Annotated in this window: 21 protein-coding genes; 13 read left to right on the forward strand and 8 right to left on the reverse strand. The window is 72.4% G+C overall.

The window, feature by feature from the left end:
• Positions 1-13: 13 nt before the first annotated feature.
• The 7 genes from HUT10_RS00920 (at position 14) to HUT10_RS00950 (ending at position 7,525) form a co-directional block, all read left to right on the forward strand.
• On the forward strand, positions 14-1,276 hold the full coding sequence (locus tag HUT10_RS00920; protein ID WP_176177610.1) for a glutamate-cysteine ligase family protein: 1,263 nt from the start codon (positions 14-16) through the stop codon (positions 1,274-1,276).
• Positions 1,273-2,610, forward strand: coding sequence for an ergothioneine biosynthesis protein EgtB (egtB, locus tag HUT10_RS00925; RefSeq protein ID WP_176169433.1), 1,338 nt, complete (start codon positions 1,273-1,275; stop codon positions 2,608-2,610). The genes HUT10_RS00920 and egtB overlap by 4 nt, the downstream gene beginning before the upstream one ends.
• Positions 2,611-2,614: 4 nt before the next feature.
• On the forward strand, positions 2,615-3,433 hold the full coding sequence (egtC, locus tag HUT10_RS00930; protein WP_176169434.1) for an ergothioneine biosynthesis protein EgtC: 819 nt from the start codon (positions 2,615-2,617) through the stop codon (positions 3,431-3,433).
• The gene (egtD, locus tag HUT10_RS00935; RefSeq protein WP_176169435.1) at positions 3,430-4,407 is read left to right on the forward strand and encodes an L-histidine N(alpha)-methyltransferase; all 978 of its coding nucleotides are present in this window, start codon (positions 3,430-3,432) and stop codon (positions 4,405-4,407) included. Before egtC ends, egtD begins: the two co-directional genes overlap by 4 nt.
• A gap of 46 nt (positions 4,408-4,453) precedes the next feature.
• The gene (locus HUT10_RS00940; RefSeq protein ID WP_176177611.1) at positions 4,454-4,876 is read left to right on the forward strand and encodes a nitroreductase family deazaflavin-dependent oxidoreductase; all 423 of its coding nucleotides are present in this window, start codon (positions 4,454-4,456) and stop codon (positions 4,874-4,876) included.
• Positions 4,877-5,017: 141 nt separating this feature from the next.
• Positions 5,018-6,610 (forward strand): alpha/beta hydrolase, encoded by a 1,593-nt coding sequence (locus HUT10_RS00945; RefSeq protein ID WP_176177612.1) that lies wholly within the window; start codon positions 5,018-5,020, stop codon positions 6,608-6,610.
• A 210-nt stretch (positions 6,611-6,820) separates the two neighbouring features.
• Positions 6,821-7,525: an MgtC/SapB family protein gene (locus HUT10_RS00950; protein WP_176169436.1), complete on the forward strand. Its 705-nt coding sequence runs from the start codon at positions 6,821-6,823 to the stop codon at positions 7,523-7,525.
• Between the two features lie 54 nt (positions 7,526-7,579).
• On the opposite strand, the gene acnA is transcribed toward HUT10_RS00950, so the two are convergent.
• Positions 7,580-10,390, reverse strand: coding sequence for an aconitate hydratase AcnA (gene acnA / locus HUT10_RS00955; RefSeq protein WP_176169437.1), 2,811 nt, complete (start codon positions 10,388-10,390; stop codon positions 7,580-7,582).
• 358 nt (positions 10,391-10,748) lie between these two features.
• Here acnA and HUT10_RS00960 point away from each other — a divergent pair, with 358 nt between their 5' ends.
• The 6 genes from HUT10_RS00960 (at position 10,749) to HUT10_RS00985 (ending at position 17,279) form a co-directional block, all read left to right on the forward strand.
• Positions 10,749-12,062 (forward strand): NlpC/P60 family protein, encoded by a 1,314-nt coding sequence (locus HUT10_RS00960; RefSeq protein WP_176169438.1) that lies wholly within the window; start codon positions 10,749-10,751, stop codon positions 12,060-12,062.
• 44 nt (positions 12,063-12,106) lie between these two features.
• The gene (locus tag HUT10_RS00965; protein WP_176169439.1) at positions 12,107-12,820 is read left to right on the forward strand and encodes a cyclopropane-fatty-acyl-phospholipid synthase family protein; all 714 of its coding nucleotides are present in this window, start codon (positions 12,107-12,109) and stop codon (positions 12,818-12,820) included.
• 9 nt (positions 12,821-12,829) lie between these two features.
• Positions 12,830-13,381: a molybdenum cofactor guanylyltransferase gene (locus HUT10_RS00970; protein WP_176169440.1), complete on the forward strand. Its 552-nt coding sequence runs from the start codon at positions 12,830-12,832 to the stop codon at positions 13,379-13,381.
• An 821-nt stretch (positions 13,382-14,202) separates the two neighbouring features.
• Entirely contained in the window at positions 14,203-15,273 is a 1,071-nt protein-coding gene (locus HUT10_RS00975) for a MoxR family ATPase (RefSeq protein WP_176169441.1), read from the forward strand.
• A gap of 7 nt (positions 15,274-15,280) precedes the next feature.
• Positions 15,281-16,225 carry a DUF58 domain-containing protein gene (locus tag HUT10_RS00980; protein ID WP_176169442.1) on the forward strand — a complete coding sequence of 315 codons (945 nt, stop codon included), beginning with the start codon at positions 15,281-15,283 and terminating at the stop codon, positions 16,223-16,225.
• Positions 16,226-16,298: 73 nt separating this feature from the next.
• On the forward strand, positions 16,299-17,279 hold the full coding sequence (locus tag HUT10_RS00985) for a VWA domain-containing protein (protein ID WP_176169443.1): 981 nt from the start codon (positions 16,299-16,301) through the stop codon (positions 17,277-17,279).
• Position 17,280: 1 nt separating this feature from the next.
• Here the strand turns inward: HUT10_RS00985 and HUT10_RS00990 are convergent, their stop codons facing one another.
• Genes HUT10_RS00990 through HUT10_RS01020 form a run of 7 tightly spaced genes read right to left on the reverse strand, consistent with a single transcriptional unit; the run spans position 17,281 to position 23,023 of the window.
• The gene (locus HUT10_RS00990) at positions 17,281-17,790 is read right to left on the reverse strand and encodes a hypothetical protein (RefSeq protein WP_176169444.1); all 510 of its coding nucleotides are present in this window, start codon (positions 17,788-17,790) and stop codon (positions 17,281-17,283) included.
• Positions 17,791-17,799: 9 nt separating this feature from the next.
• Complete coding sequence (locus HUT10_RS00995) at positions 17,800-18,255, reverse strand: tRNA (cytidine(34)-2'-O)-methyltransferase (RefSeq protein ID WP_176169445.1); 456 nt, start codon at positions 18,253-18,255, stop codon at positions 17,800-17,802.
• 4 nt (positions 18,256-18,259) lie between these two features.
• Positions 18,260-18,682 carry a thioesterase family protein gene (locus HUT10_RS01000; RefSeq protein WP_176169446.1) on the reverse strand — a complete coding sequence of 141 codons (423 nt, stop codon included), beginning with the start codon at positions 18,680-18,682 and terminating at the stop codon, positions 18,260-18,262.
• Positions 18,683-18,696: 14 nt separating this feature from the next.
• Entirely contained in the window at positions 18,697-19,641 is a 945-nt protein-coding gene (locus HUT10_RS01005; protein ID WP_176169447.1) for a TAXI family TRAP transporter solute-binding subunit, read from the reverse strand.
• Complete coding sequence (locus tag HUT10_RS01010) at positions 19,638-21,032, reverse strand: HAMP domain-containing sensor histidine kinase (RefSeq protein ID WP_176169448.1); 1,395 nt, start codon at positions 21,030-21,032, stop codon at positions 19,638-19,640. The genes HUT10_RS01005 and HUT10_RS01010 overlap by 4 nt, the downstream gene beginning before the upstream one ends.
• Before the next feature lie 4 nt (positions 21,033-21,036).
• Positions 21,037-21,705, reverse strand: coding sequence for a response regulator transcription factor (locus HUT10_RS01015; protein ID WP_176169449.1), 669 nt, complete (start codon positions 21,703-21,705; stop codon positions 21,037-21,039).
• Between the two features lie 7 nt (positions 21,706-21,712).
• Positions 21,713-23,023, reverse strand: a complete 1,311-nt coding sequence (locus tag HUT10_RS01020; protein WP_176169450.1) for an MFS transporter — start codon at positions 23,021-23,023, stop codon at positions 21,713-21,715.
• Positions 23,024-23,185 lie beyond the last annotated feature (162 nt).

Consider the following 23,185-nt stretch of genomic DNA (forward strand, 5'->3'; position numbering starts at 1 on the left):
GGACATGACTGAGGTGTCCACGGTGCACGATTTTCCCGAAAAGTCGGGTAGTGCGTCGAACCGCACCGCGCGGGTCCTGGCGGACCGCGCGGCCGGCGAGGCGTACGTCGCATCGGTGTGTTTCAAGCACGGGCCACCCCGCCTGACCGGCGTGGAGCTGGAGTTCACCGTGCACCATGCCGACGACCCGGCCAGACCCCTCGATCCCGACGTCCTCGCCGCGGCGCTGGGTCCGCACACCCCGCGGACGCTCCGCCCCGGCAGCCCCGCCGCACCCCTCCCGGCCGGCTCGCCCGTGAGCCTCGAACCCGGGTGCCAGGTCGAGATTTCCGCTCTTCCCCAGGCCTCCCTGCGCGAACTCGCCGCAGTCGTCACGGCCGACCTCCACCACCTGCGTGACCGCCTCGCCCGCCACGGCCTCGTCCTCGGCGAATCGGGCATCGACGGCCACCGCGCGCCCCGCCGCCTCCTGCACACCCCGCGGTACGCGGCGATGGAGCGCCGGTTCGCGCCGATCGGCCCCGGCGGGCTGACCATGATGTGCAGCACCGCCGGCCTGCAGGTCTGCGTCGACGCGGGGGAGCCGGAGCACTACGCCGCGCGGTGGGCGGCCGCGCACGCGATGGGCCCGCCGCTGCTCGCCCTGTTCGCCAACTCCCGCGTCCACGCCGGCCGCGACACCGGGCACGCCTCGGCCCGCTGGCTGGCGGTGCACGACACGGAAGCGGTGCGCACGCGCACGGCCGCCGTGGCGGGCGGCGACCCGGCGCGGGCGTGGGCCGGGCGCCTGATGGACGTCCCCCTGATGGTGCTGCCCCGCGGCGACCGGCCGTGGGACGCCCCCGACGGGCTGACGTTCGCCGACTGGATCGACGGCCGGGGCGCGGCGGCGCTGCTGCCGCGGCCGACGGAGGCGGACCTCGACTACCACCTGACCACGATGTTCACCCCGGTCCGCCCGCAGGGGTACCTGGAGATCCGGTACCTCGACGCGCAACCGCCGGACGAGTGGCTGGCCCCGGTCGCGCTGGTGTGCGCGCTGCTGGCCCGCCCGTCCACAGTGGACAAGGTGCGCGAGCTCTGCGCACCGGTGGCGGACCGGTGGACCACCGCGGCGCACCGCGGCCTGGCCGACCCGGAACTGGCAACCGCGGCCGCGGCACTGGCCGACCTCGGGTGCGCCGAGCTGGGCGCGACCGGGCTGGCGGCGGAGACGATCACCGAGATCAGCGAGAGCGTGCTGGGGCGCGCGTACCGATCGAGGAGCGAAGCATGAGCACGGAAGCACTGCACGACCTGAGCGCACAGGACCTGCGCGCCCGCGCGGCGGAGGCCTTGACGCGAGCCCGGGCGCGCAGCATCGCGCTGACCGACGCGGTCGACGACGAAGACCTGGTCCGCCAGCATTCGAAGCTGATGTCGCCGCTGGTCTGGGACCTGGCGCACATCGGCGTCCAGGAAGAGCTGTGGCTGGTCCGCGACGTCGGCGGCCGGGAGCCGCTGCGCCCGGACATCGACGACATCTACGACGCCTTCCAGCACGCCCGCGCCGACCGGCCGGAGCTGCCCCTGCTGGGCCCGGCCGAGGCACGCGCGTACGTCAAGCAGGTCCGCGAAAAGGCGTTCGACGTGCTGGAGCACGCGCCCCTGGAGGGGCGGCGGCTGACCGAGCAGGCGTTCGCGTTCGGCATGATCACCCAGCACGAGCAGCAGCACGACGAGACGATGCTGGCCACCCACCAGCTGCGCAAGGGCGACCCGGTGCTGCACGCGCCCGAGCCGCCGCCCGCGCGGTCCGGCGCGCTGCCGTCCGAGGTGCTGGTGCCGGGCGGGGCGTTCACGATGGGCACGTCGGCCGAGCCGTGGGCGCTGGACAACGAGCGCCCGGCGCACGAGATCGCCGTCGACGCGTTCTGGATGGACACGGTCCCGGTGACGGGTGGTGCGTACGCCGAGTTCCTCGACGGCGGCGGCTACGACGACGAGCAGTGGTGGAGCCCGGCGGGCTGGGCCTACCGGACCGAGAACTCCATCACCGCGCCGCGGTTCTGGAATCGGGAGCAGGACGGCTGGTGGCGGACCCGGTTCGGCGGCTACGAGCGCGTCCCGGCCGACGAGCCGGTCGTGCACGTCTCCTACTACGAAGCCGAGGCGTACGCGGCCTGGGCCGGGCGGCGGCTGCCGACCGAGGCCGAGTGGGAGAAGGCGGCCCGGTTCGACCCGGCGACCGGCCGGTCGCGCCGGTTCCCGTGGGGTGACGACGAACCGACGGCCGAGCACGCCAACCTCGGCCAGCGGCACCTGCGCCCGGCGCCGGCGGGGGCGTACCCGGCCGGCGCGTCGCCGACCGGCGTGCACCAGCTGATCGGGGACGTCTGGGAGTGGACGTCGACCGACTTCCACGGCTACCCGGGCTTCGCGCCCTTCCCGTACCGGGAGTACTCGGAGGTCTTCTTCGGGCCGGAGTACAAGGTGCTGCGCGGCGGGTCGTTCGGCACCGACGCGGCGGCCATCCGGGGCACCTTCCGCAACTGGGACTACCCGATCCGGCGGCAGATCTTCGCCGGCTTCCGCACCACCCGCGACGCGGCCCCCGGCGAGGTGGGGTAGGCGCATGTGCCGCCACATCGGCTACCTCGGCGGGCCCGTCTCGCCCGCCGAGGCGCTCTTCCGCGCCCCGCACGCGCTGCTGGTGCAGTCCTACGCGCCGGCGGACATGCGCGGCGGCGGCTCGGTCAACGCCGACGGGTTCGGGCTGGGCTGGTACCCCGGCCCGGGCTCTCCGCCGCTGCGCCACCGCCGGTCGACTCCACTGTGGACGGACGAGACGCTGCCGCCGCTGGCCGCGGCGGTGACCACGGGCGCGTTCGTCGCCGCCATCCGCAACGGCACCACCGGCCTGCCGGTGACCGAGGCGGCCGCGGCACCGTTCACCGCCGGGCCCTGGCTGTTCAGCCACAACGGCGTCGTCCGCGGCTACCCGGACTCGCTGGCCGAACTGGCCAAGACCCTGCCGGTCACCGAGCTGCTCACGCTGGAGGCACCCACCGACTCGGTGGTGCTGTGGGCGCTGCTGCGGGCCCGGCTGGCCACGGGCGAGGATCCGCTGACGGCGGTGGCGGAGCTGACCCTCGCCGTCGAAGCGGCCGCGCCCGGCTCGCGGCTGAACTTCCTGCTCACCGACGGCTCGACCCTCATCGGCACCACTTGGACGCACGCGCTGTCCGTGCTGGAGACCCCGGCCGGCAGTGTTGTGCCGGGGCTTCGCCCCGGGCCGGGGGCTCCGCCACCCGGAACCCCCGGAAGCAACGTGTGGCTGGCGTCCGAACCCTTCGACGGTGACCCGCGCTGGCGGCCCGTCCCCGACCACCACGCCGTGCGCGCCACCGCGGCCGGCGTCGACCTGCTTCCCCTGACCCAGGAGCTCTCATGACCGAAGTCGATCTCGACCACCACCGCTCCGGCGACGCCGTCACCGCGGAGCTGCGCGCCGACGTCGTCGCCGGGCTGACCGCGGCGCAGAAGTGGCTGCCGCCCAAGTGGTTCTACGACGCCGACGGCAGCGAGCTGTTCGAGAAGATCACCCAGCTGCCGGAGTACTACCCGACCCGCAGCGAGCGCGAAGTGCTGGCCGCGCACGCCGGCGACGTCGCGAAGCTCACCGAGGCGCACACGCTCGTCGAACTCGGCTCGGGATCCAGCGAGAAGACCCGGCTGCTGCTCGACGCCCTCACCGGCCACGGCACCCTGGAGGCGTTCGTCCCGCTCGACGTCTCCGAATCCGCGCTGGCCGAGGCGGCCGAGGCGATCTCGAAGGACTACCCGGGGCTGGCGGTCCGCGGGGTCGTCGGCGACTTCACCCAGCACCTGGACCTGCTGCCGGACGGGCAGCCGCGGGTGGTCGCCTTCCTCGGCGGCACGATCGGCAACTTCCTGCCCGCCGAACGCGCGACCTTCCTGCGGTCCGTGCGGGAGGTCCTGGACGAGGGGGAGTGGCTGCTGCTCGGCACCGACCTGGTCAAGGACGCCGCCATCCTCGAACGCGCCTACGACGACGCGGCCGGCGTGACAGCGGAGTTCGACAAGAACGTGCTGCGGGTGATCAACGCCCGGCTCGGCGCGAACTTCGACCTCGACGAGTTCGAGCACGTCTCGTACTGGGACGCCGAAAACGAGTGGATCGAGATGCGGCTGCGCGCCCGGCGGGACCTGACCGTCGAGATCCCCGGCGCGGACCTCACGGTGACCTTCGCCGCGGGGGAGCACGTCCGGACCGAGATCTCGGCCAAGTTCCGCCCCGGCGGCGTCGAGGCCGAGCTGGCCGCGGCCGGCTTCGCGCTCGAGCACTGGTGGACCGACTCCCAGCAGCGGTTCGGGGTGAGCCTGGCAAAATCCGTGCGTGGCTAATCCTCTCCGGGCCCTCGCCCGGGCCGCCGGCACCAAACCGTGGCTGATGCGCACCGCCCGGTTCGTGGTCTGGGCGGACACGAAACTGCACAAGGCGTTCGGCGGCCGGGTGAGCCTCGTGGCGCTCGCCGGGCTGCCGTCGCTGCGGCTGACCACGACCGGCCGCAAGAGCGGGCTGCCCCGCAGCACCAACCTGCTCTACTACCCGCGTGGCGACGGCTTCGTGCTGACCGCGTCCAACTGGGGCCGCTCCCACGACCCGGCGTGGGCGCTCAACCTGCGGGCGAACCCGAAGTGCCAGGTCGCGCTGGCCGGGAAGCCGGTCGAAGTCGTCGCCCGGGAGCTGGACGGCGAGGAGTACGACCGGATGTGGAGCGAGCTGCTGGACTTCTGGCCGGGGTATGCGATGGAGCAGCGCGAGGCGGCGCGGCCGTTGCCGGTTTTCGTCCTCGCGCGGGTGGGTCGATAGGCCCTGACCATCCGATCGGCCGGTGCCGGGATTCACCGCTTTGTGCCAGTCTCACCCGGGTAACGCGCCGTGACGCCGTGCGCGCGGCGACTGCGTGACCCTGAGGGAGGAGACGTCTTGCCGAGATCCACTCAGAGCCGGGTGCGAGCGTTCGCACTGGTGGGGGCGCTCGTGGCCGGCGTGGGGCTGGCCGGGCCGTCCGGGACCGCCGCCGCGGCCGAAGACGCGGCCGTCCGGCCCGCCGCCGTCGGCGCGACCCCGGCCGTGGCCTGGGGCACCTGCGCGAGCGACGTCCTCGCCGGCGTGCCCGCCGACCAGGTCGGGTTCTACAGCTGCGCGCGCTACCGCGTGCCGATCGACCACGACAACGCGTCGCTGGGCACCATCGACATCGCGCTGCTCAAGCGGGCCGCCCGCACGCCCGGCCAGCGGGTCGGGTCGCTGTTCCTCAACCCGGGTGGCCCCGGCGGCCCGGGCCTGACCCTGCCGATCGCCGGCGAGGCGATCTTCCGGCCGCAGGTGCTCGACCGCTTCGACCTGATCGGCTTCGACCCGCGCGGGGTCGGTGACAGCAACCCGCTGCGCTGCTTCACCACCCAGGAGGACGCGGACGAGGTCTTCGCCGCCCAGATCGGCGTGCCGATTTCGCGCGCCGAAATCTCGGGCACGCTCGCCAGCTACCGCGACTACGGCCGGTTCTGCAAGAACAACGCCGGCGCGCTGCTGAACCACATGTCCACCAAGGACGTCGTCCGCGACCTCGACACGCTGCGCGCGGCGGTCGGCGACCGGAAGCTGAACTACGTCGGCTTCTCCTACGGGACGCTGATCGGCTCGACGTACGCGGCGATGTTCCCGAAGCAGTCGCGGGCGATCGTGATCGACGGCAACGTCGACCCGGAGCTGCGCACCAGCGACGGCGTGGAGTACGACCGCGAGCGCGCGCAGGGCTTCGAGATCGCGCTGGACGGCTTCCTGAAGCGCTGTGACCAGGTGGGCGACAAGTGCGCGTTCAGCGACGGCAACCCGCGCGCGAAGTTCGACGAGCTGCGCGAGTACCTGCGCAAGCAGCCGATCACCCTCCCCGGCGGCGGCTCGCTCGACATCAGCGGGTTCACCGGCACGGTTTCGAGCGTCCTCTACAGCCCGGGTGCGTTCGCCGCCCTGGCCGATTGGCTGCAGACGTACTACACCGCGATCCACCCGTCGGCGCAGGCGCAGTCGCTGCAGCCCCGGCCGCTGAAGGCGCTCGCCACCGGTCATCGGGGCCTGGCCGACCTGAGGCCGGACAGCCCTTACACCAGCGACGACTCCTACTTCGCCGTCAACTGCTCGGACAAGCCGTTCCGGATCAGGCAGGAGCAGGTGCCGGACATCGCCGCGAAGTGGGAGCGCGAGTCGCGGACCTTCGGCCGGTACCAGGTGTTCTCGGACACCGCGGCCTGCCCGGTGTGGCCGGCGAAGAAGCCGGACGCCTACCGCGGCCCGTGGCGGGCCAAGACCGACGTCCCGGTGGTCGTGGTCGGCAACTTCTACGACCCGGCCACGCAGTACAAGTTCGCCCAGCGGATGGCGGCCGAGCTCGGCAACAGCCGGCTGCTGTCGGTCGACGCGTTCGGCCACTGCATCCTCGGTGACGCCCTCGGTGTCGACCAGGCCGTGGCGGACTACCTGACCGACCTGAAGGTGCCGTCGAACGGGCAGGTGTTCCAGCCGAACGTCCAGCCGTTCTGAGTGTGAGCCCGGTCCCGCGGCCCTTCCCCGGGCCGCGGGACCGGCTACGCTGGCGGAGTTGATCATCGACGAACACGGGAAGCGAGGTGAGCGGCACATGCCGGCGGACAGTCCTCGGACGGCCGGGCGCGCGCTCACCGGAGGTTTCCGGCGGGGCTGAGTTCGGCCGCCCCCTGTCCGGCAGTGCGCGCACGCCGGAAAAGAGCCGGAATGACCATCTTCGAAATGCTGCTGCGCGTGGGCACCGGCGTCGGCCTGGGTGCCGTCATCGGGATCGAGCGCCAGTTCCGCGCCCGGATGGCCGGGCTGCGCACCAACGCACTGGTCGCGGTGGGTGCGACGCTGTTCGTGCTGCTGTCGGCCCACGGCTTCGGCGGGCTGGCTTCCAGCGGCGACGCCGACCCGACCCGGGTGGCGGCCCAGATCGTGTCGGGCATCGGGTTCCTCGGCGCCGGAGTGATCCTCCGCGACGGCCTCAACGTGCGCGGCCTCAACACGGCGGCAACGCTGTGGTGCTCGGCCGCGGTCGGCGCCCTGGCCGGGGCGGGCCTGTACGCGGTCGCGGTGGCCGGGACCGCGGTCGTGGTCGGGGTGAACGTCGTGCTGCGGCCGCTGGGCCGTGTCGTCGACCGCCGTCCGGAGGCGGGTGACGAGACACCGGCGCGGTACGAGTTCCAGGCGGTGACCCGCGACGAGGCCGAAGCCCACGTGCGGGCCCTGCTGGTGCAGGCCCTGACCCGCACGGACTTCCGGCTGCTGTCGGTGCTGAGCACGGACCTGGAGAACCGCACCGTCGAGGTCCGCGCCGAGCTGGTCGGCGACCAGCGCGACGACGCCCAGATGGAGGCCGCGGTGTCGCGGCTGTCGCTGGAGCCGTCGGTGTCGAGCGTGCGCTGGGTGGCCGTCCCCGCATGAGGAAGGGCCTCCCCGCTCAGCCGAGCGGGGAGGCCCTCCGGAATACCGGAACCCTTACGCCTGCGTCATCTTCCGCAGCACGTACTGCAGGATGCCGCCGTTGCGGTAGTAGTCCGCCTCACCCGGGGTGTCGATGCGGACGTCCGCGTCGAACTCCACCTTGGTGCCGTCCGCCTTGGTGGCCGTGACGTGCACCGTGCGCGGGGTCTCGCCGTCGTTCAGCTTGGTGATGCCGGTGATGTCGAACGTCTCCGTGCCGTCGAGGCCGAGCGACGAAGCCGACTCGCCCTGCGGGAACTGCAGCGGGATGACGCCCATGCCGATCAGGTTCGAACGGTGGATGCGCTCGAACGACTCGGTGATCACCGCGCGCACGCCCAGCAGCGACGTGCCCTTGGCGGCCCAGTCACGCGACGAACCGGAGCCGTACTCCTTGCCGCCCAGCACGACCAGCGGGGTGCCCTGCGCCGCGTAGTTCTGGGCCGCGTCGTAGATGAACGCCTGCGGCGCGCCCTCCTGCGTGAAGTCGCGGGTGTAGCCGCCCTGCACGTCGTCGAGGAGCTGGTTGCGCAGCCGGATGTTCGCGAACGTGCCGCGGATCATCACTTCGTGGTTGCCGCGCCGCGAGCCGTAGGAGTTGAAGTCCTTCTTCTCCACGCCGTGCTCGGTCAGGTACTGCGCGGCCGGGGTGCCCGGCTTGATCGCGCCGGCGGGGGAGATGTGGTCGGTGGTGACCGAGTCGCCCAGCTTCGCCAGCACGCGCGCACCGGTGATGTCGGTGACCGCCGACGGCTCCGGCGTCATGCCCTCGAAGTACGGGGGCTTCCGGACGTAGGTGGACTCGAGGTCCCACTCGAAGGTCTTGCCCTCCGGGGTGGGCAGCGACTTCCAGCGCTCGCCGCCGTCGAAGACGTCCGCGTAGTCCTTGGTGAACATCTCCTGCGTGATCGCGTGGTCGATGGTCTCCTGGATCTCCTTGGACGTCGGCCAGATGTCCTTGAGGAAGACGTCGTTACCGTCGGTGTCCTGGCCGAGCGGCTGGTTCGCGAAGTCGAAGTCCATCGTGCCGGCCAGCGCGTAGGCGATGACCAGCGGCGGCGACGCGAGGTAGTTCATCTTCACGTCGGGGTTGATCCGGCCTTCGAAGTTCCGGTTGCCCGAGAGCACCGAGACCGCGGTGAGGTCGTTCTCCTGGATCGCCGCGGAGATCTCGTCCGAGAGCGGGCCGGAGTTGCCGATGCAGGTGGTGCAGCCGTAGCCGACCAGGTGGTAGCCCAGCTTCTCCAGGTACGGCCACAGGTTGGCCTTGGTGTAGTAGTCGGTGACGACCTGCGAGCCCGGCGCCATCGACGTCTTCACCCACGGCTTGACCGACAGGCCCTTCTCGACCGCGTTGCGCGCGAGCAGCGCGGCGCCGAGCATGACCGACGGGTTCGAGGTGTTGGTGCACGAGGTGATCGAGGCGATCACCACGGCGCCGTGGTCGAGGATGAACTCGCCGCGGTCTTCGCTGGAGACCTTGACCGGCTTGGACGGGCGGCCGCTGCCGCCGTTGGCCGCCGACTGCAGGTCGACGGCGTCCTCGTCCGCGAACGTCAGCGCGGCCGGGTCGGACGCCGGGAAGGTCTCCTCGACGGCCTCGTCGACCTTGGTGTGCGGGGTCTCCTGCTCACCGTTGACGTAGTCGTGGATCGACTTGCGGAACGACGACTTCGCGTCCGACAGCTCGATGCGGTCCTGCGGGCGCTTCGGGCCGGCGATCGACGGCACGACCGTCGACAGGTCCAGCTCGAGGTACTCGGAGTAGGCGGCCTCGCGCGACGGGTCGTGCCAGAGGCCCTGCTCCTTGGCGTAGGCCTCGACCAGCGCGACCTGCTCGGGCGAGCGGCCGGTGAGCTTGAGGTAGCGGACGGTCTCGTCGTCGATCGGGAAGATCGCCGCGGTGGAGCCGAACTCCGGGCTCATGTTGCCGATGGTGGCGCGGTTGGCCAGCGGCACCTCGGCGACGCTCTCGCCGTAGAACTCGACGAACTTGCCGACCACGCCGTGCTTGCGCAGCATCTCGGTGATGGTGAGCACGACGTCGGTCGCGGTGACGCCGGCCGGGATCTCGCCGGTCAGCTTGAAGCCGACGACGCGCGGGATGAGCATCGACACCGGCTGGCCCAGCATGGCCGCCTCGGCCTCGATGCCGCCGACGCCCCAGCCCAGCACGCCCAGGCCGTTGACCATGGTGGTGTGCGAGTCGGTGCCGACGCAGGAGTCGGGGTAGGCCTGGCCGCCCCGGGACATCACCGTGCGCGCGAGGTGCTCGATGTTGACCTGGTGCACGATGCCGGTGCCCGGCGGGACGACCTTGAACTCGTCGAAGGCGCCCTGGCCCCAGCGCAGGAACTGGTAGCGCTCGCGGTTGCGCTCGTACTCGATCTCGACGTTGCGCTCGAAGGCGTCGGCGCGGCCGAAGACGTCGATGATCACCGAGTGGTCGATGACCAGCTCGGCCGGGGCGAGCGGGTTGACCTTGTCGGGGTCGCCGCCCAGGTCGGTGACCGCTTCGCGCATGGTGGCGAGGTCGACGACGCACGGCACGCCGGTGAAGTCCTGCATGATCACGCGGGCCGGCGTGAACTGGATCTCGATCGACGGGTCGGCGTTCGGGTCCCACGAGCCGAGCGCGCGGATGTGGTCGGCGGTGATGTTCGCGCCGTCCTCGGTGCGCAGCAGGTTCTCGAGCAGGATCTTCAGGCTGTACGGCAGGCGCTCGGCGCCCTCGACCTTGTTCAGGCGGAACACCTCGTACGAGGCGTCTCCCACCTTCAACGTGTCTTTGGCGCCGAAGCTGTCCTTGCTGGCAGGTGCGGTCACGTCTAACTCCAGTGGCGTGGACTTCCGCGCCGGTGCGGCGGTCGAGTCCCGGGTCAGTTCGGTCGGGTTCGGTGGTGGCGAGTCTTGCGCACCCCCACCGTAGGACCGGAATCGGGATGCCACACCTCGCGGTGCCTCAAACAGTACGCGTGTCCTGTTTAACGGACAAGACGACACGCGGTGTGGGCTGCGCCATTCGGAAAGCCGGCACCGCGGGGGTCCCTCAATGAGGGGAATTGGTGCCTACGTTGTGTAAGTTTCCGCTGATGCTTGTGATAGTGGTGTGACTGCAGTGACGCGGGGTGTGCGCTGGTGAGCGGAGGTGGCGGTCTTGTTTGGACGGTGCGGGGGTCCGGGGGTGCCGCGCGTCCGCCGGGGACTCAGCGTGAGCACGCTCACGTTGGTGATCTTGGTCGGCGCCGGCGGCACGGGCCTCGCGGCACCCCCGCCGCCGCCCAACCCCAGTGACTCCGAGATCCAGGCCGGCAAGGCCGACGCGAACGCGAAGGCCGGCGAAGTCGGCCGGCTGACCAGCCAGCTGGCCCAGGCCGAGCAGAAGCTGACCCAGCTGCAGGACGACGTCGAGCTCAAGCAGGAGCAGGCCAACAAGGCGCTGGTGGACCTGCAGACCGCGCAGGACGACGCGACGCGCGCGGAGAACGACGCGAAGGCCGCGCGCGGCGAAGCGGACGCGGCCTCGGCGGCCATCGAGAAGGCCCGCGCGGACCTGAAGTCGTTCGCCGCGGCGAGCTTCCAGCAGGGCAGCACGGTCGGCTCGCTCTCGGCCTACCTCAGCGCGGACAGCCCGAAGGACATGCTCGCTCGTGCGCAGCTGCTCGACGCCGTCGGCGGCGACCGGCTCAACGCCCTCGACCGGCTCGAGCAGGCGCAGACCGAGAAGTCCAACAAGGACGCCGCGGCCCGCAAGGCCGCCGAGATCGCCCAGCAGAAGCAGGACGCGGCCCGCCGGGCGAAGAGCAGCGCGGACGCCGCCCGGACGACCGCCGAGCAGGCCCAGGACAGCCAGGCCACGCAGAACGCGCAGCTGGAGAAGAACAAGACCGACGTCGAGCAGCAGCTCTACGCCGCCCAGGCCAAGGTCAGCGGCCTGCAGGGCCAGCGGCAGCGCTACCAGGACTGGCTCGCGCAGAAGCAGCGCGAAGACGAGGAACGCGCCCGGCAGGCCGCGCTCGCCGCGTCCGGTGGCGGCGGCCGTCCCTCGGGCGGCCCGGCGCCGTCCGGCCCGGCCGGATCGTCCGTCGAGGCGGCGATCGCGCGGGCGCTGTCCAAGCTGGGGATGCCGTACGCGTGGGGCGGCGGCAACGCCAGCGGTCCGACCCGCGGCATCCGCGACGGCGGCGTCGCCGACCGCTACGGCGACTACAACAAGATCGGCTTCGACTGCTCCGGCCTGATGATCTACGCCTTCGCCGGCGTCCGCTCGCTGCCGCACTACAGCGGCTACCAGTACTCGGCGGGCCGCCGGGTGCCGCTGTCCCAGATGCGCCGCGGCGACCTGCTGTTCTGGGGCGGCCCGGGCGGCATCCACCACGTCGCGCTGTACCTCGGCGGCGGGCAGATGGTCGAGGCGCCGCAGTCCGGCCTGCGGGTCCGGATCGCGCCGGTGCGGTACGGCGGGATCATGCCGTACGCGACCCGCTTGATCGGCTGAAATCCGCTCGACGACGGCCCGGGGCCGCCGACAGGATCGGCGGCGTGGACGACGAACTGAACGCGCTGCGGCGCACCCGGATGCGCTGGAACACGCCCCTGTCGGAGCCGCACGCCGAGCTGCTGCTCGACCGGATGGCCCTGGACGACGGCCACCTGGTCGACCTCGGCTGCGGCTGGGGCGAGCTCCTGCTGCGGGCGGCGGCCCGGGCCCCCGGCCTGCGCGCCACCGGCGTCGACACCGACCGGACCGGCCTCGACCGCGGCCGGGCGGCGGCCGGGTCGCGCGGGCTCACCGTCGAGTTCGCCGAAGCGGACGCCGCGGCCTGGGCCGTGCCCGCCGAGCGCGTGTTCTGCATCGGGTCGGCCCACGTCTTCGGCTCGACGAAGGACGCGCTGGCCGCACTCACCCGCGCCGTGCGGCCGTCCGGGCGCCTGCTCTACGGCGACGGTTTCTGGGCGGCACCACCGAACCCGGCGGCGCGCGAGATCTTCGGCCCGGACCTGCTGACCCTGCCCGACCTGCTCGACGCCGCGGCCGCCGCCGGCTGGCGCGTGCTGCACCTGAGCACGGCCGACCAGCTGGAATGGGACGACTTCGAGTCGACCTCCCGCGCCGCCTGGGCGGAGTGGCTGGCGGCGCACCCGGCCGACCCCCGCGCGGCCGCGGTGCGCGATTGGCTCGACCGGCGGTTGCGCGAATACGTCCGCGACTACCGGGGCGTGCTGGGCTTCACCTACCTCGTGCTCGGCCGCTAGATTCCCCGGATGCGCTACGCGGGGATCGTGGTGGCCGGAGGCTCGGCCCGCAGGTTGTCCGGTGTGGACAAGCCCGCCCTGTCGGTGGGCGGGAAGCCGTTGCTCGCCCGCGCGATCCACGCCCTGGAGGGCGCCGAACGGGTGATCGCGGTCGGCCCGCGCCGGCCCGGTTTCGACGTCGTGTGGACCCGCGAACCGGTGCCGGGCACCGGCCCGGTGGCCGCGTTGGCGGCGGGTCTGGTGTTCGTGCCCGACGACGTCGAAGCGGTCGCGCTGCTGGCCGCCGACCTCCCGGGTGTTCGAAGGTCTACAGTGGACAGACTGGTGACGGCAATCGGCGAAGGCGACGGCGCGGTCCTGGTCGACGCGGCGGGAAAACGCCAGTGGCTGCTGGGAGCTTGGCGAACCGCGGCGCTACGGGCGGCACTGCCGGCGGAGGTGGACAACGCGGCCCTGCGCCGGGTCCTCGGCGGCTTGACGATCACCGAGGTCCCGGCGGAACGCGGCGAGGCGGACGACATCGACACACCGGAAGACCTCGAGCGGCACAGCGCGGGGTGAGCAGTGCTCTCGGTCGTGAGCGCTGCACGTGGGGTGGATGAGAGCAGTGCTCTCGTTTCAGAGCGGGCGTGCTCCGCTGGGGTGAGCGGTGCTCTCGAGTCAGGGTGGCGTGCACCGGTGGCGTGAGCGGTGCTCTCGAAGCGGAGCGAGCGTGGGCTGCTGGGGTGAGCGGTGCTCGCGATTGTGGGCGGTGCTCGCGCGCAAGTGAGAGCAGTGCTCTCGGTTTCGAGCGGCGCTCGCGTGCGACTGTGAGCAGTGCTCTCGAATTGAGGCGGGCGCGGGTCGGCGGGGCGAGCGGTGCTTTCGGTTTCGAGTGGCGCTCGCGCACACACGAGAGCGGTGCTCTCGAATCGGGGCGGGTGTGGGCTGCTGGGGTGAGCGGTGCTCTCGGTTGTGGGCGGTGCTCGCGCGTAAGCGAGAGCGGTGCTCTCGAATCGGGGCGGCTGTCGGCTGCTGGGGCGAGCGGTGCTCTCGGTTGTGGGCGGCGCTCACGCACAAGTGAGAGCAGTGCTCTCGGATCAGAGCGGGCGTGCGCCACTGGTGTGAGCAGTGCTCTCGGATGTGAGCAGCCCGCCGCTCCGAGGGGGGAGCAGTGCTCTCGTCGGAGAGCGCCCAAGCCCGCTCCCGCCGAGCCCTCGGGCCAGGCCATCTCCCCGGTTTCCACTGCGAAAGGCTTCACAGGTGCCATACCGCTGACCGTGTTGGCTGATCGTGGGCCATGTGCGTCCGCGTGCCGGATGCGGCGCAGGCGTGGGGGCGCAGTACGGTCGCACCGCGTGATCACCGTCGCGGGGGCGGCGCACGACTTTGGAGGAGGCAGAGTGACCGAGCCCGGCTACGCCGAGGGCGGGAACGGCCAGCAGGCGACACCGGCGCGGGACGCCCAGTTGCTGGAGCGGACCGTGTTCGAGGTCAAGCGGATCATCGTCGGCCAGGACCGGCTGGTCGAGCGGATGCTGGTCGGCCTGCTGGCCAAGGGCCACCTGCTGCTCGAAGGCGTGCCCGGCGTGGCGAAGACCCTCGCCGTCGAGACTTTCGCGCGCGTGGTCGGCGGCTCGTTCTCCCGCGTGCAGTTCACGCCCGACCTCGTGCCCGCCGACATCCTCGGCACCCGGATCTACCGCCAGGGCGCCGAGCGGTTCGACGTCGAGCTCGGCCCGGTCGTCGCGAACTTCGTGCTCGCCGACGAGATCAACCGCGCGCCCGCCAAGGTCCAGTCCGCGATGCTCGAAGTCATGGCCGAGCGGCACGTGTCGATCGGCGGGCAGACGTTCCCGATGCCCGACCCGTTCCTCGTGCTCGCCACCCAGAACCCGATCGAGAACGAGGGCGTGTACCCGCTGCCGGAAGCCCAGCGCGACCGGTTCCTGTTCAAGATCGTCGTCGAGTACCCCTCCGCCGAGGAGGAGCGCGAGATCATCTACCGGATGGGCGTCACCCCGCCCACCCCGCACGAGGTGCTCAGCCCGACCGAGCTGGTCCGGCTGCAGGGCGTCGCGTCGCAGGTGTTCGTGCACCACGCGCTCGTCGACTACGTCGTGCGGCTCGTGCTGACCACCCGGACGCCGAACGAGCACGGCCTCGCCGACGTCGCCGGCTGGGTCTCCTACGGTGCCTCGCCGCGCGCGAGCCTCGGCATCATCGCCGCCGCGCGGGCGCTGGCCCTGGTCCGCGGCCGCGACTACGTGCTGCCGCAGGACGTCGTCGACGTCGTGCCCGATGTGCTGCGCCACCGGCTCGTGCTGTCCTACGACGCCCTGGCCGACGGCGTGCCGATCGACCACATCATCACCCGCGTGCTGCAGACCGTGCCGCTGCCGCAGGTCTCGGCCCGGCCGCAGGGCGGGGCCGGCCAAGGCGGCCCGGTCCCGGCGGGCGCGCCGGTCAGGTAACCCGGCGATGGCGAAGAACGAGAAGGGCGTCCGCCCTTCGTGGGCGCCGCCGATCCTGCGCGGCGACCGGATGGAAGCCGGGCTCCGGACGTTGGAGCTCGACGTCCGCCGCCGGCTCGACGGGCTGCTGCAGGGCAACCACCTCGGCCTGGTGCCGGGGCCGGGGTCCGAGCCCGGCGAGGCCCGCCCGTACCAGCCCGGCGACGACGTGCGCCGGATGGACTGGGCGGTCACCGCCCGCACCACGACCCCGCACATCCGCGAGACCGTGGCCGACCGCGAGCTGGAGACCTGGGTGGTCGCCGACCTCTCGGCCAGCCTCGACTTCGGCACCGCGCTGTGCGAGAAGCGGGACCTGGTGGTCTGCGCCGTCGCGGCGGTCGCCCACCTCACCGGAGGCGGCGGCAACCGGATCGGCGCGCTGGTCTCCACCGGCGCCGAGACCGTCCGCATCCCGGCGCGCGGCGGCCTGGCGCACGCCCGCGGGCTGGTGCGCAAGCTCGCCGAGACCCCGCGCGCGGCCGAAGGCACCCGGGGTGACTTCGCGACGGCGTTGGAGCAGCTGCGCCGTCCGCCGCGCCGGCGTGGCCTGGCCGTGGTGATCTCCGACTTCCTGGGCGACACCTCCTGGGAACGGCCGCTGCGGGCACTGGGCGGGCGCCACGAACTGATCGCGATCGAAGTCCTCGACCCGCGCGACGTCGACCTGCCCGAGGTGGGCACCGTCGTGCTGGCCGACCCGGAGACAGGGAAACAGCGCGAAGTGCACGCTTCGGCCTTGCTGCGCAAGGAGTTCGGGGCCGCGGCCCACGCCCACCGGCAGAAGGTCGCGGCCGGTCTGCGCCGCGCGGGCGCGGCCCACCTGACGCTGCGCACGGACGCCGACTGGATCGCCGACATGGTGCGGTTCGTCGTCGCCCGCAAGCGCCGCTGGTCGGGGGGTGTGGCGTGAGGAAACCTGCGACCGAACCATGCGACACGGCGCTTTCGCTTCAGGCCGCGTCGAGCGTCCGTGAGGTGGGCGCATGAGCTTGACGGGCTTCGCGTCGCCCTGGTGGTTCCTGCTGCTGATCGCGGTCGCCGCGGTCGCCGTCGGGTACGTGCTCGCCCAGCGGGCGCGCCGGAAGCGGACCATGCGGTTCGCGAACCTGGACCTCCTGGAGAAGGTCGCGCCGAAGAGCCAGGGCTGGGTCCGGCACGTGCCGGCGGTGCTGATCGTGCTGTCGCTGCTGCTGCTCACGGTGGCGCTGGCCGGACCGACCGCCGAGCAGAAGGTGCCGCGCAACCGGGCCACCGTCATGCTGGTCATCGACGTCTCGCTGTCGATGGAGGCCACCGACGTCCTCCCGACGCGGCTGCAGGCGGCCCAGGAAGCGGCGACGAGCTTCGCGCGGAACATGACGCCGGGCATCAACCTCGGGCTGATTTCCTTCGCCGGCACGGCAACGGTCCTGGTCAACCCGACCACCGACCGCAACGGCGTGATCAAGGCGATCGAGAACCTCAAGCTGGCCCAGTCGACGGCGACCGGTGAAGGCATTTTCGCGGCGCTGCAGTCGGTGGAGAGCTTCTCCAGTGTCGTCGGCGGCGCCGACGGGCCGCCGCCGGCGCGGATCGTGCTGATGTCCGACGGGAAGCAAACGGTCCCGGAGGACCTCTACGCGGCCCGGGGCGGGTACACCGCGGCCCAGGCGGCGAAGCAGGCCGGCGTGCCGATTTCGTCGATCTCCTTCGGCACCACCCACGGCTCGGTCGACATCGACGGCAAGGCGCAGCCGGTCAGCGTGGACGACGAGTCCCTGCGCGAAATCGCCCGGCTGTCCGGCGGCGACTTCTACAAGGCGGCCAGCGCCGAGGAGCTGAAGAAGGTCTACGCCGACCTCGGCGAGCAGATCGGCTACGAGCTCAAGGACGCCGACGCGAGCAAGCCGTGGCTCGTGGTGGGCACGCTGATCCTCATGCTGGGCGCGGCGGCCAGCCTCTTCTTCGGGCAGAGACTGCCGTGACTCAGGCTCGGCGGACGCCGTAGAGGCTTCCGCCGAGCAGGGTCACCCCGGAGAGCACGCCGCTGAGGAACGGCACCCACGCCGCGGCGCTGCCGAGCAGGGCGAGCCCGGCGACGCCGAGCACGGTCAGCACCACGCCGACCACGAGGATCGAGCGGGTCTTCCACGCCGACGCGAGCGCGACGAAGTGCAGCCCGACGATCGTGGCGATCCACGCGACGTTGGCCTGCACCGGCGCGTCGAGCAGGCTCAGCACGAAGAAGCCGGCGACGAGCAGCACCACTTCACCGATGACGACGACCCGGTAGCTCGGCCCGAACATCGGCCGCCCGTCGAGGGTGGGCCGCCCGCCCGCGCGGAGGCCGAGGACCACCACGGCGGCCAGGGCGAGCACGGCGAGGGCGCGCAGCACCCAGCCGAGCGCCGCGGGGAGCGGGGCACCGGAGTTGACGAGGACGAAGACCGTGCCGAACGCGGCGCCGATGAGCGCCCCCAGGAACTGCTGTCGCATCCGGCGAACCTACCGGAAGCCGTTCTGGCGCCACGCTTCGTAGACGGTGATGGCCGCGGTGTTGGCGAGGTTGAGCGACCGGTTGGACGGCCGCATCGGCAGCCGCACGCGCTCGGTCACCTCGGGCGCTTCCTGCACCTCCACGGGCAGTCCGGCCGACTCCGGCCCGAACATCAGGACGTCGCCCGGTGCGTAGGCGACGTCGGTGTACAGCCGCGTCCCCGAGGCGGTGAAGGCGTAGACCTTCGACGGCAGCAGCGCCTCCCAGGCCGCGGCCAGCGACGCGTGGACGTGGACGCGCGCCAGGTCGTGGTAGTCGAGCCCGGCCCGGCGCAGCTGCTTGTCCTCCAGGGTGAACCCGAGCGGTTCGACCAGGTGCAGCTCGCAGCCGGTGTTGGCGGCCAGGCGGATCGCGTTGCCGGTGTTGGGCGGGATTTCCGGGTGGTAGAAGAGAACGCGGAACACGGGCTCAGTCCCCGAGCAGGGCCGCGTAGACCTTGCGGACCGGTTCGGGCGGCGCGGCCGGGCGCTGCGTGACGGGGTCGACGAACACGTACCGGACGGTCGCCGCCGCGATCAGGGTCTCGCCGCGGTGGATCTCGAAGTCGAAGACCAGCGACGTCGTGCCGAGGTGGTTCGGGTACTGCGAGACGACGAGTTCGTCGTCGTAGCGGGCGGGGGAGCGGAACTTGACGTTCGCCTCCGCGACCACGACGTCGGTGCCGTGCGCGAGGAACTCCGCGTGCGAACCGAAGAGCGCCTTCTCCGCCTCGAACGAGCACATGTCCACATAGGCCAGGTAGTGGGCGTTGAAGACGATGCCCTGGCCGTCGCACTCCTGGTAGCGCACGCGCAGCGGCATCTCGGCGATCGGGCGGCGAGGTGCGGTCACCCGCCCAATCTAGTTCAGCCGTGCAATGCCCGATAGGCGGCCGCTGCGCCCGGTTGCAGTGGCACCGGCTGAGTGCCGATCAACGTCCGCACGTCGAGGAACTGCGTTCCCACGGCCTCGGCGGGCACCAGCGCGGTGGCGCGCTCGACCAGCAGGCGCACCACCGCCGCGGCGACGTCGTCAGGCAGGGATGGCGCGCACACCAGGAGGTTCGCCACGCCGATCGTGCTCAGCGCGCCCACGCCGCGGTAGGCGCCGTCGGGCACCTGGACCTGGTCGTACACCGGGCCGTACGCCGCCCGCAGCGGCGGGACCACCGAACCCAGCGGCAGCAGCGCGATCGGGGTGGTGCGGGTGAGCTCGGCCAGCTTCGGCGTCGGCACCCCGCCCGACCACAGCATGGCGTCGACGCGGCGGCCGGCCAGCGCGCGGACCGCGTCGTCGAACAGCAGGTGACGGGCGTCCACCACGACCCCCGCCTTGGCGAACAGCCGCTCGCCGAGCTGGGCCGCGCCGGAGCCGTTCGCGCCCAGGGACACCGCGCGGCCCGCGAGGTCGGCGAGCTCGCGCACCGGGCCGTCGGCGCGCACCACCAGCTGCAGGTAGTTCTCGTACACCCGGCCGAGCGCGCGCAGCGGCACCTCGCCGGCGAACGGCGCTCCGCCGGCGAGCGCGGTCTGGGCGACGTCGGCGAGCACCAGCCCGAGGTCGGCCTGGCCGCGCTGCACCAGGCCGACGTTGGCGACGCTCGCCTCGGTCGGCACGGCGGTGGCGTGCAGCAGCGGCTCCGCGCGGTTCAGCTCGGCGGCGAGGAGCTCGGCGAAGGCCAGGTAGAACCCGCCGCGCTCGCCGGCGGCGATGGTGAGCGGGCGTTCCGGACCGCGGTAGCCGGCCGTCGAGCACCCGGCCAGGGCGAGGCCGAGACCGCCGAGCAGGGCCGTGCGGCGGGTGAGCGTCATCCCGGCACCTCCTGCAGCGGCAGCGTGACGCGGACTTCCAGGCCGTGCGGGTCCGCCTGCCGCAGTTCGAGGACACCGCCGCGGGTGCGCACCTGCCGGTCCGCGATGGCCAGCCCGAGCCCGGTGCCGCGCGGCGCGCCCTCGCCGCCCGCCCGCCAGAACCGCTCGGTCGCCCGCATCCTGTCCTCTTCGGACAGTCCGGGACCGTCGTCGGCGACGACGAGGGTCGCGGTGCCCGGGCCGGTTTCCCAGTCGGCGGTGATCTTCGCGCCGCGGCCGGCGTAGTGGACGGCGTTGTCGAGCAGCACGTCGAGGATCTGGGCGAGCTCGCCTTCCGGGCAGCGCACGGTCACCGGTTCGGCGTGCCCCGGCGGCGGCACGATGGCCGCCCCGGCGTCCTCGGCGGCCGGGCGCCAGGCGTCGACGCGTTCGGCCAGCACGGAGGCCAGGTCGCACGTCTCGTCCGCGCCCCCGGCCGCGACCCGCGTCGCCGTGCTCTCGGCCAGGGCGAGCGCGAGAAGGCCGTCGAGGAGCTGCTCCAGGCGTTCGACCTCGGCGACCGTCGCCCGGTAGGTGGTGTCGTCGCCGTCGATGCGCCCGGCCAGTGAGTCGACGCGCAGGCGCAGCGCGGCCATCGGGTTGCGGAGCTGGTGCGAGGCGTCGGCGACCAGCCGGTGCTGCTGCTCGGCGGCCTCCAGCACGGCCTCGGACATCCGGTTGACCTCGGCGGCGAGGGAGCGCAGCTCGCGCGGCCCGGTCCGTTCCGGGACGTGCGCGCGGTGCCCGCCGGCCACGGCCAGCACGCCCGTTTCGAGTTCGTGCAGCGGCCGGACCATCCACCGGGCCAGCACCACGGCGAGCAGCACGAACACCATCGCGACCAGCACCGCGCCGGCACCGATCGTGCCCCAGCGGGTGGCGACGTCCGCGGCCGCCGCCGTCACCGACGCGCGCAGCACGACCACCCCGGACACCCGGGTGCCGGTCCCGACCGGGCGGGCGAAGTAGGCCGGCTCGGCCGACCACGGGTCCAGCCGGTCCACCCGCGGCGCCGGTTCGTTGCGCATGGCCGCCTCCACCAGCCCGCGCACCGCGGGGTCGCCCGCGGTCAGGCCGCCCGCCTGGACCAGCGGGAGGCGCCGGGCGTCGACGATGACGACGCCTTCGCCGTAGAGCTGGGCGTAGCGCTCGGCGTCGGCCGCGAGGGCCGCGGGGTCGCGGGTGTCGACGGCCTGCTGGGTGAGCACGACGAACCGGTCGACGTCGGCGGTGCGCGAGATGACCAGCTGCTGGGTGCGCTGCTCGGCGGTGGCGGTCAGCAGCGGCACGGCGAACGCGGCGACCACCGCGAGGGCGAGGGCGACCAGGACCACCAGCAGCCGGGTGCGCACGGGGTCAGTCCCGGCCGAGCCGGTAGCCGAAGCCGCGGATGGTGGTGAGCAGGCCGGGCCGGTCGAGCTTGGCGCGCAGGCCGGTCAGGTGCACGTCGAGCGAGCGCGACACCGCGAGGTAGGCGTCGCCCCAGACCTCGTCCATCAGCTGCTGGCGGCTGACCGCGGTGCCGGGCCGCGCGGCGAGCACGGCCAGGATCTCGAACTCCTTGGTGGTCAGCCCGACGTCGTTCCCGGCGACCAGCACCCGGCGGGCACCGAGGTCGATCTCGACGTCTTCGACGCGCACGACGTCACCGGCCGGGGTGGCGCGGGCCACCGCGCGCCGCACGACGGCGTCCATCCGGGCCAGCAGCTCGGCCAGCCGGACCGGCTTGGTGAGGTAGTCGTCGGCGCCGAGCCGCAGCCCGCGCACGACCGAGCGTTCGTCGCCGCGCGCGGTCAGCACGATCACCGGGACCGGTGAGACGGCCCGGATCTTGCGGAGCACGTCGAGGCCGTCGAGGTCGGGCAGGCCCAGGTCCAGCAGGACGAGATCGGCCGCGCGGTGGTGGTGCAGCGCGTCGGCCCCGCGGGCGACGCTGGTGACGGGATGACCGCGCGCGTGCAGCGACTCGGCGAGCGCGCCGGCGACACCCGCGTCGTCTTCGACGAGGAGCACGCGCACGGTCATCCTCCAGTCAGCGCTTCTCCAGCTCGGAGGTCTTCGAGGTTTCCCGCATTGTGCCGTAGACGATCAGGGAGACCAGGACGCAGCCGGCGACGTACCAGAAGAACACCGGCTCGTGCCCGGCGCTCTTCAGCGCCTGCGCGATCAGCTCGGCGGTGCCGCCGAAGATCGCCACGGTCAGCGCGTAGGGCAGCCCGACGCCGATGGCGCGGATCTTCGTGGGGAACAGCTCGGCCTTCACGATCGCGTTGATCGAGGTGTACCCGGCGACGATCACCAGGCCGGCGAGCACGAGGAAGAACGCGCCGACGGGGTTGCGGGTCGAGCCCATCACCGTCATCAGCGGGACGGTGAGCAGCGTGCCGCCGATGCCGAAGAACAGCAGCAGCGGACGGCGGCCGATCCGGTCGGACAGCCGCCCGAACACCGGCTGCAGGACGGCGGCGACGAGGATCGCGCAGAACAGCACGATGGTGACCTGCCGGCGCGGGATGTGCGCGGTGTTCTCCAGGAACTTCTGGCTGTAGGTGGCGAAGGTGTAGAAGCCGACCGTGCCGCCGAGGGTCAGGCCGACGACGAGCGCGATCTCCTTGGGGTACTTGGCCAGTGCGCGCAGCGTGCCGCGGTCACCCTTGCCTTCTTCGGCGTTCTGCCGGTAGCTCTCGGACTCGTCCATCCCGCGGCGCAGCCACATCACGGTGAGCGCGGCGACCGTGCCGACGCCGAACGCGATCCGCCAGCCCCACGAGGTCAGCTGCTGCTCGGTGAGCAGCGCCTGCAGGACCAGCTGGAGGCCGAGGGCGAGCAGCTGCCCGCCGTAGAGCGTCACGTACTGGAAGCTCGAGTAGAAGCCGCGCTTGCCGGGGGTGGCGACTTCGGACAGGTAGGTCGCCGAGGTGGAGTACTCGCCGCCGACCGACAGGCCCTGGATCAGCCGCGCGGTGAGCAGCAGGATCGGCGCGGCGATCCCGATGGTGTGGTAGTTCGGCGTGACGGCGATGAGCAGCGACCCGCCTGCCATGAGCGTGACCGAGAGCACGAGCGCCCGCCGGCGGCCGAACCGGTCGGCGAACCGCCCGAGCATCCACCCGCCCAGCGGCCGCATGAGGAACCCGACGGCGAACACGGCGGCGGTCCCCAGGAAGGCGGCCGTGGTGTCGGTGGTGGGGAAGAAGGACTTGGCGAAGTAGGTGGTGAACGCCGCGTAGGCGTACCAGTCGTACCACTCGATCAAGTTGCCGATCGAGCCGCGCAGCACGTTGCCGATCACGCGCTTTTCGCTCACGGCCCCCTCGGCGGTGGGGCTGATCCGGGTTGTCATCGTCGACCTCCTGTGTTGCGACTCACGGTGACCAACCAGCGGGTAACCAGCAAGGTCGGGAAGCAGTTCCTAACACCCGCTTAGGACGGTCGCGGCGAGCCCCGGGCGCGGGTGCGCGACCCCGCGGCCCTGCCGATAACCTCGTGCCCGACATCCGCGCAC

Origin of the sequence: Amycolatopsis sp. Hca4 (assembly GCF_013364075.1) — a bacterium.
Classification (GTDB): domain Bacteria; phylum Actinomycetota; class Actinomycetes; order Mycobacteriales; family Pseudonocardiaceae; genus Amycolatopsis.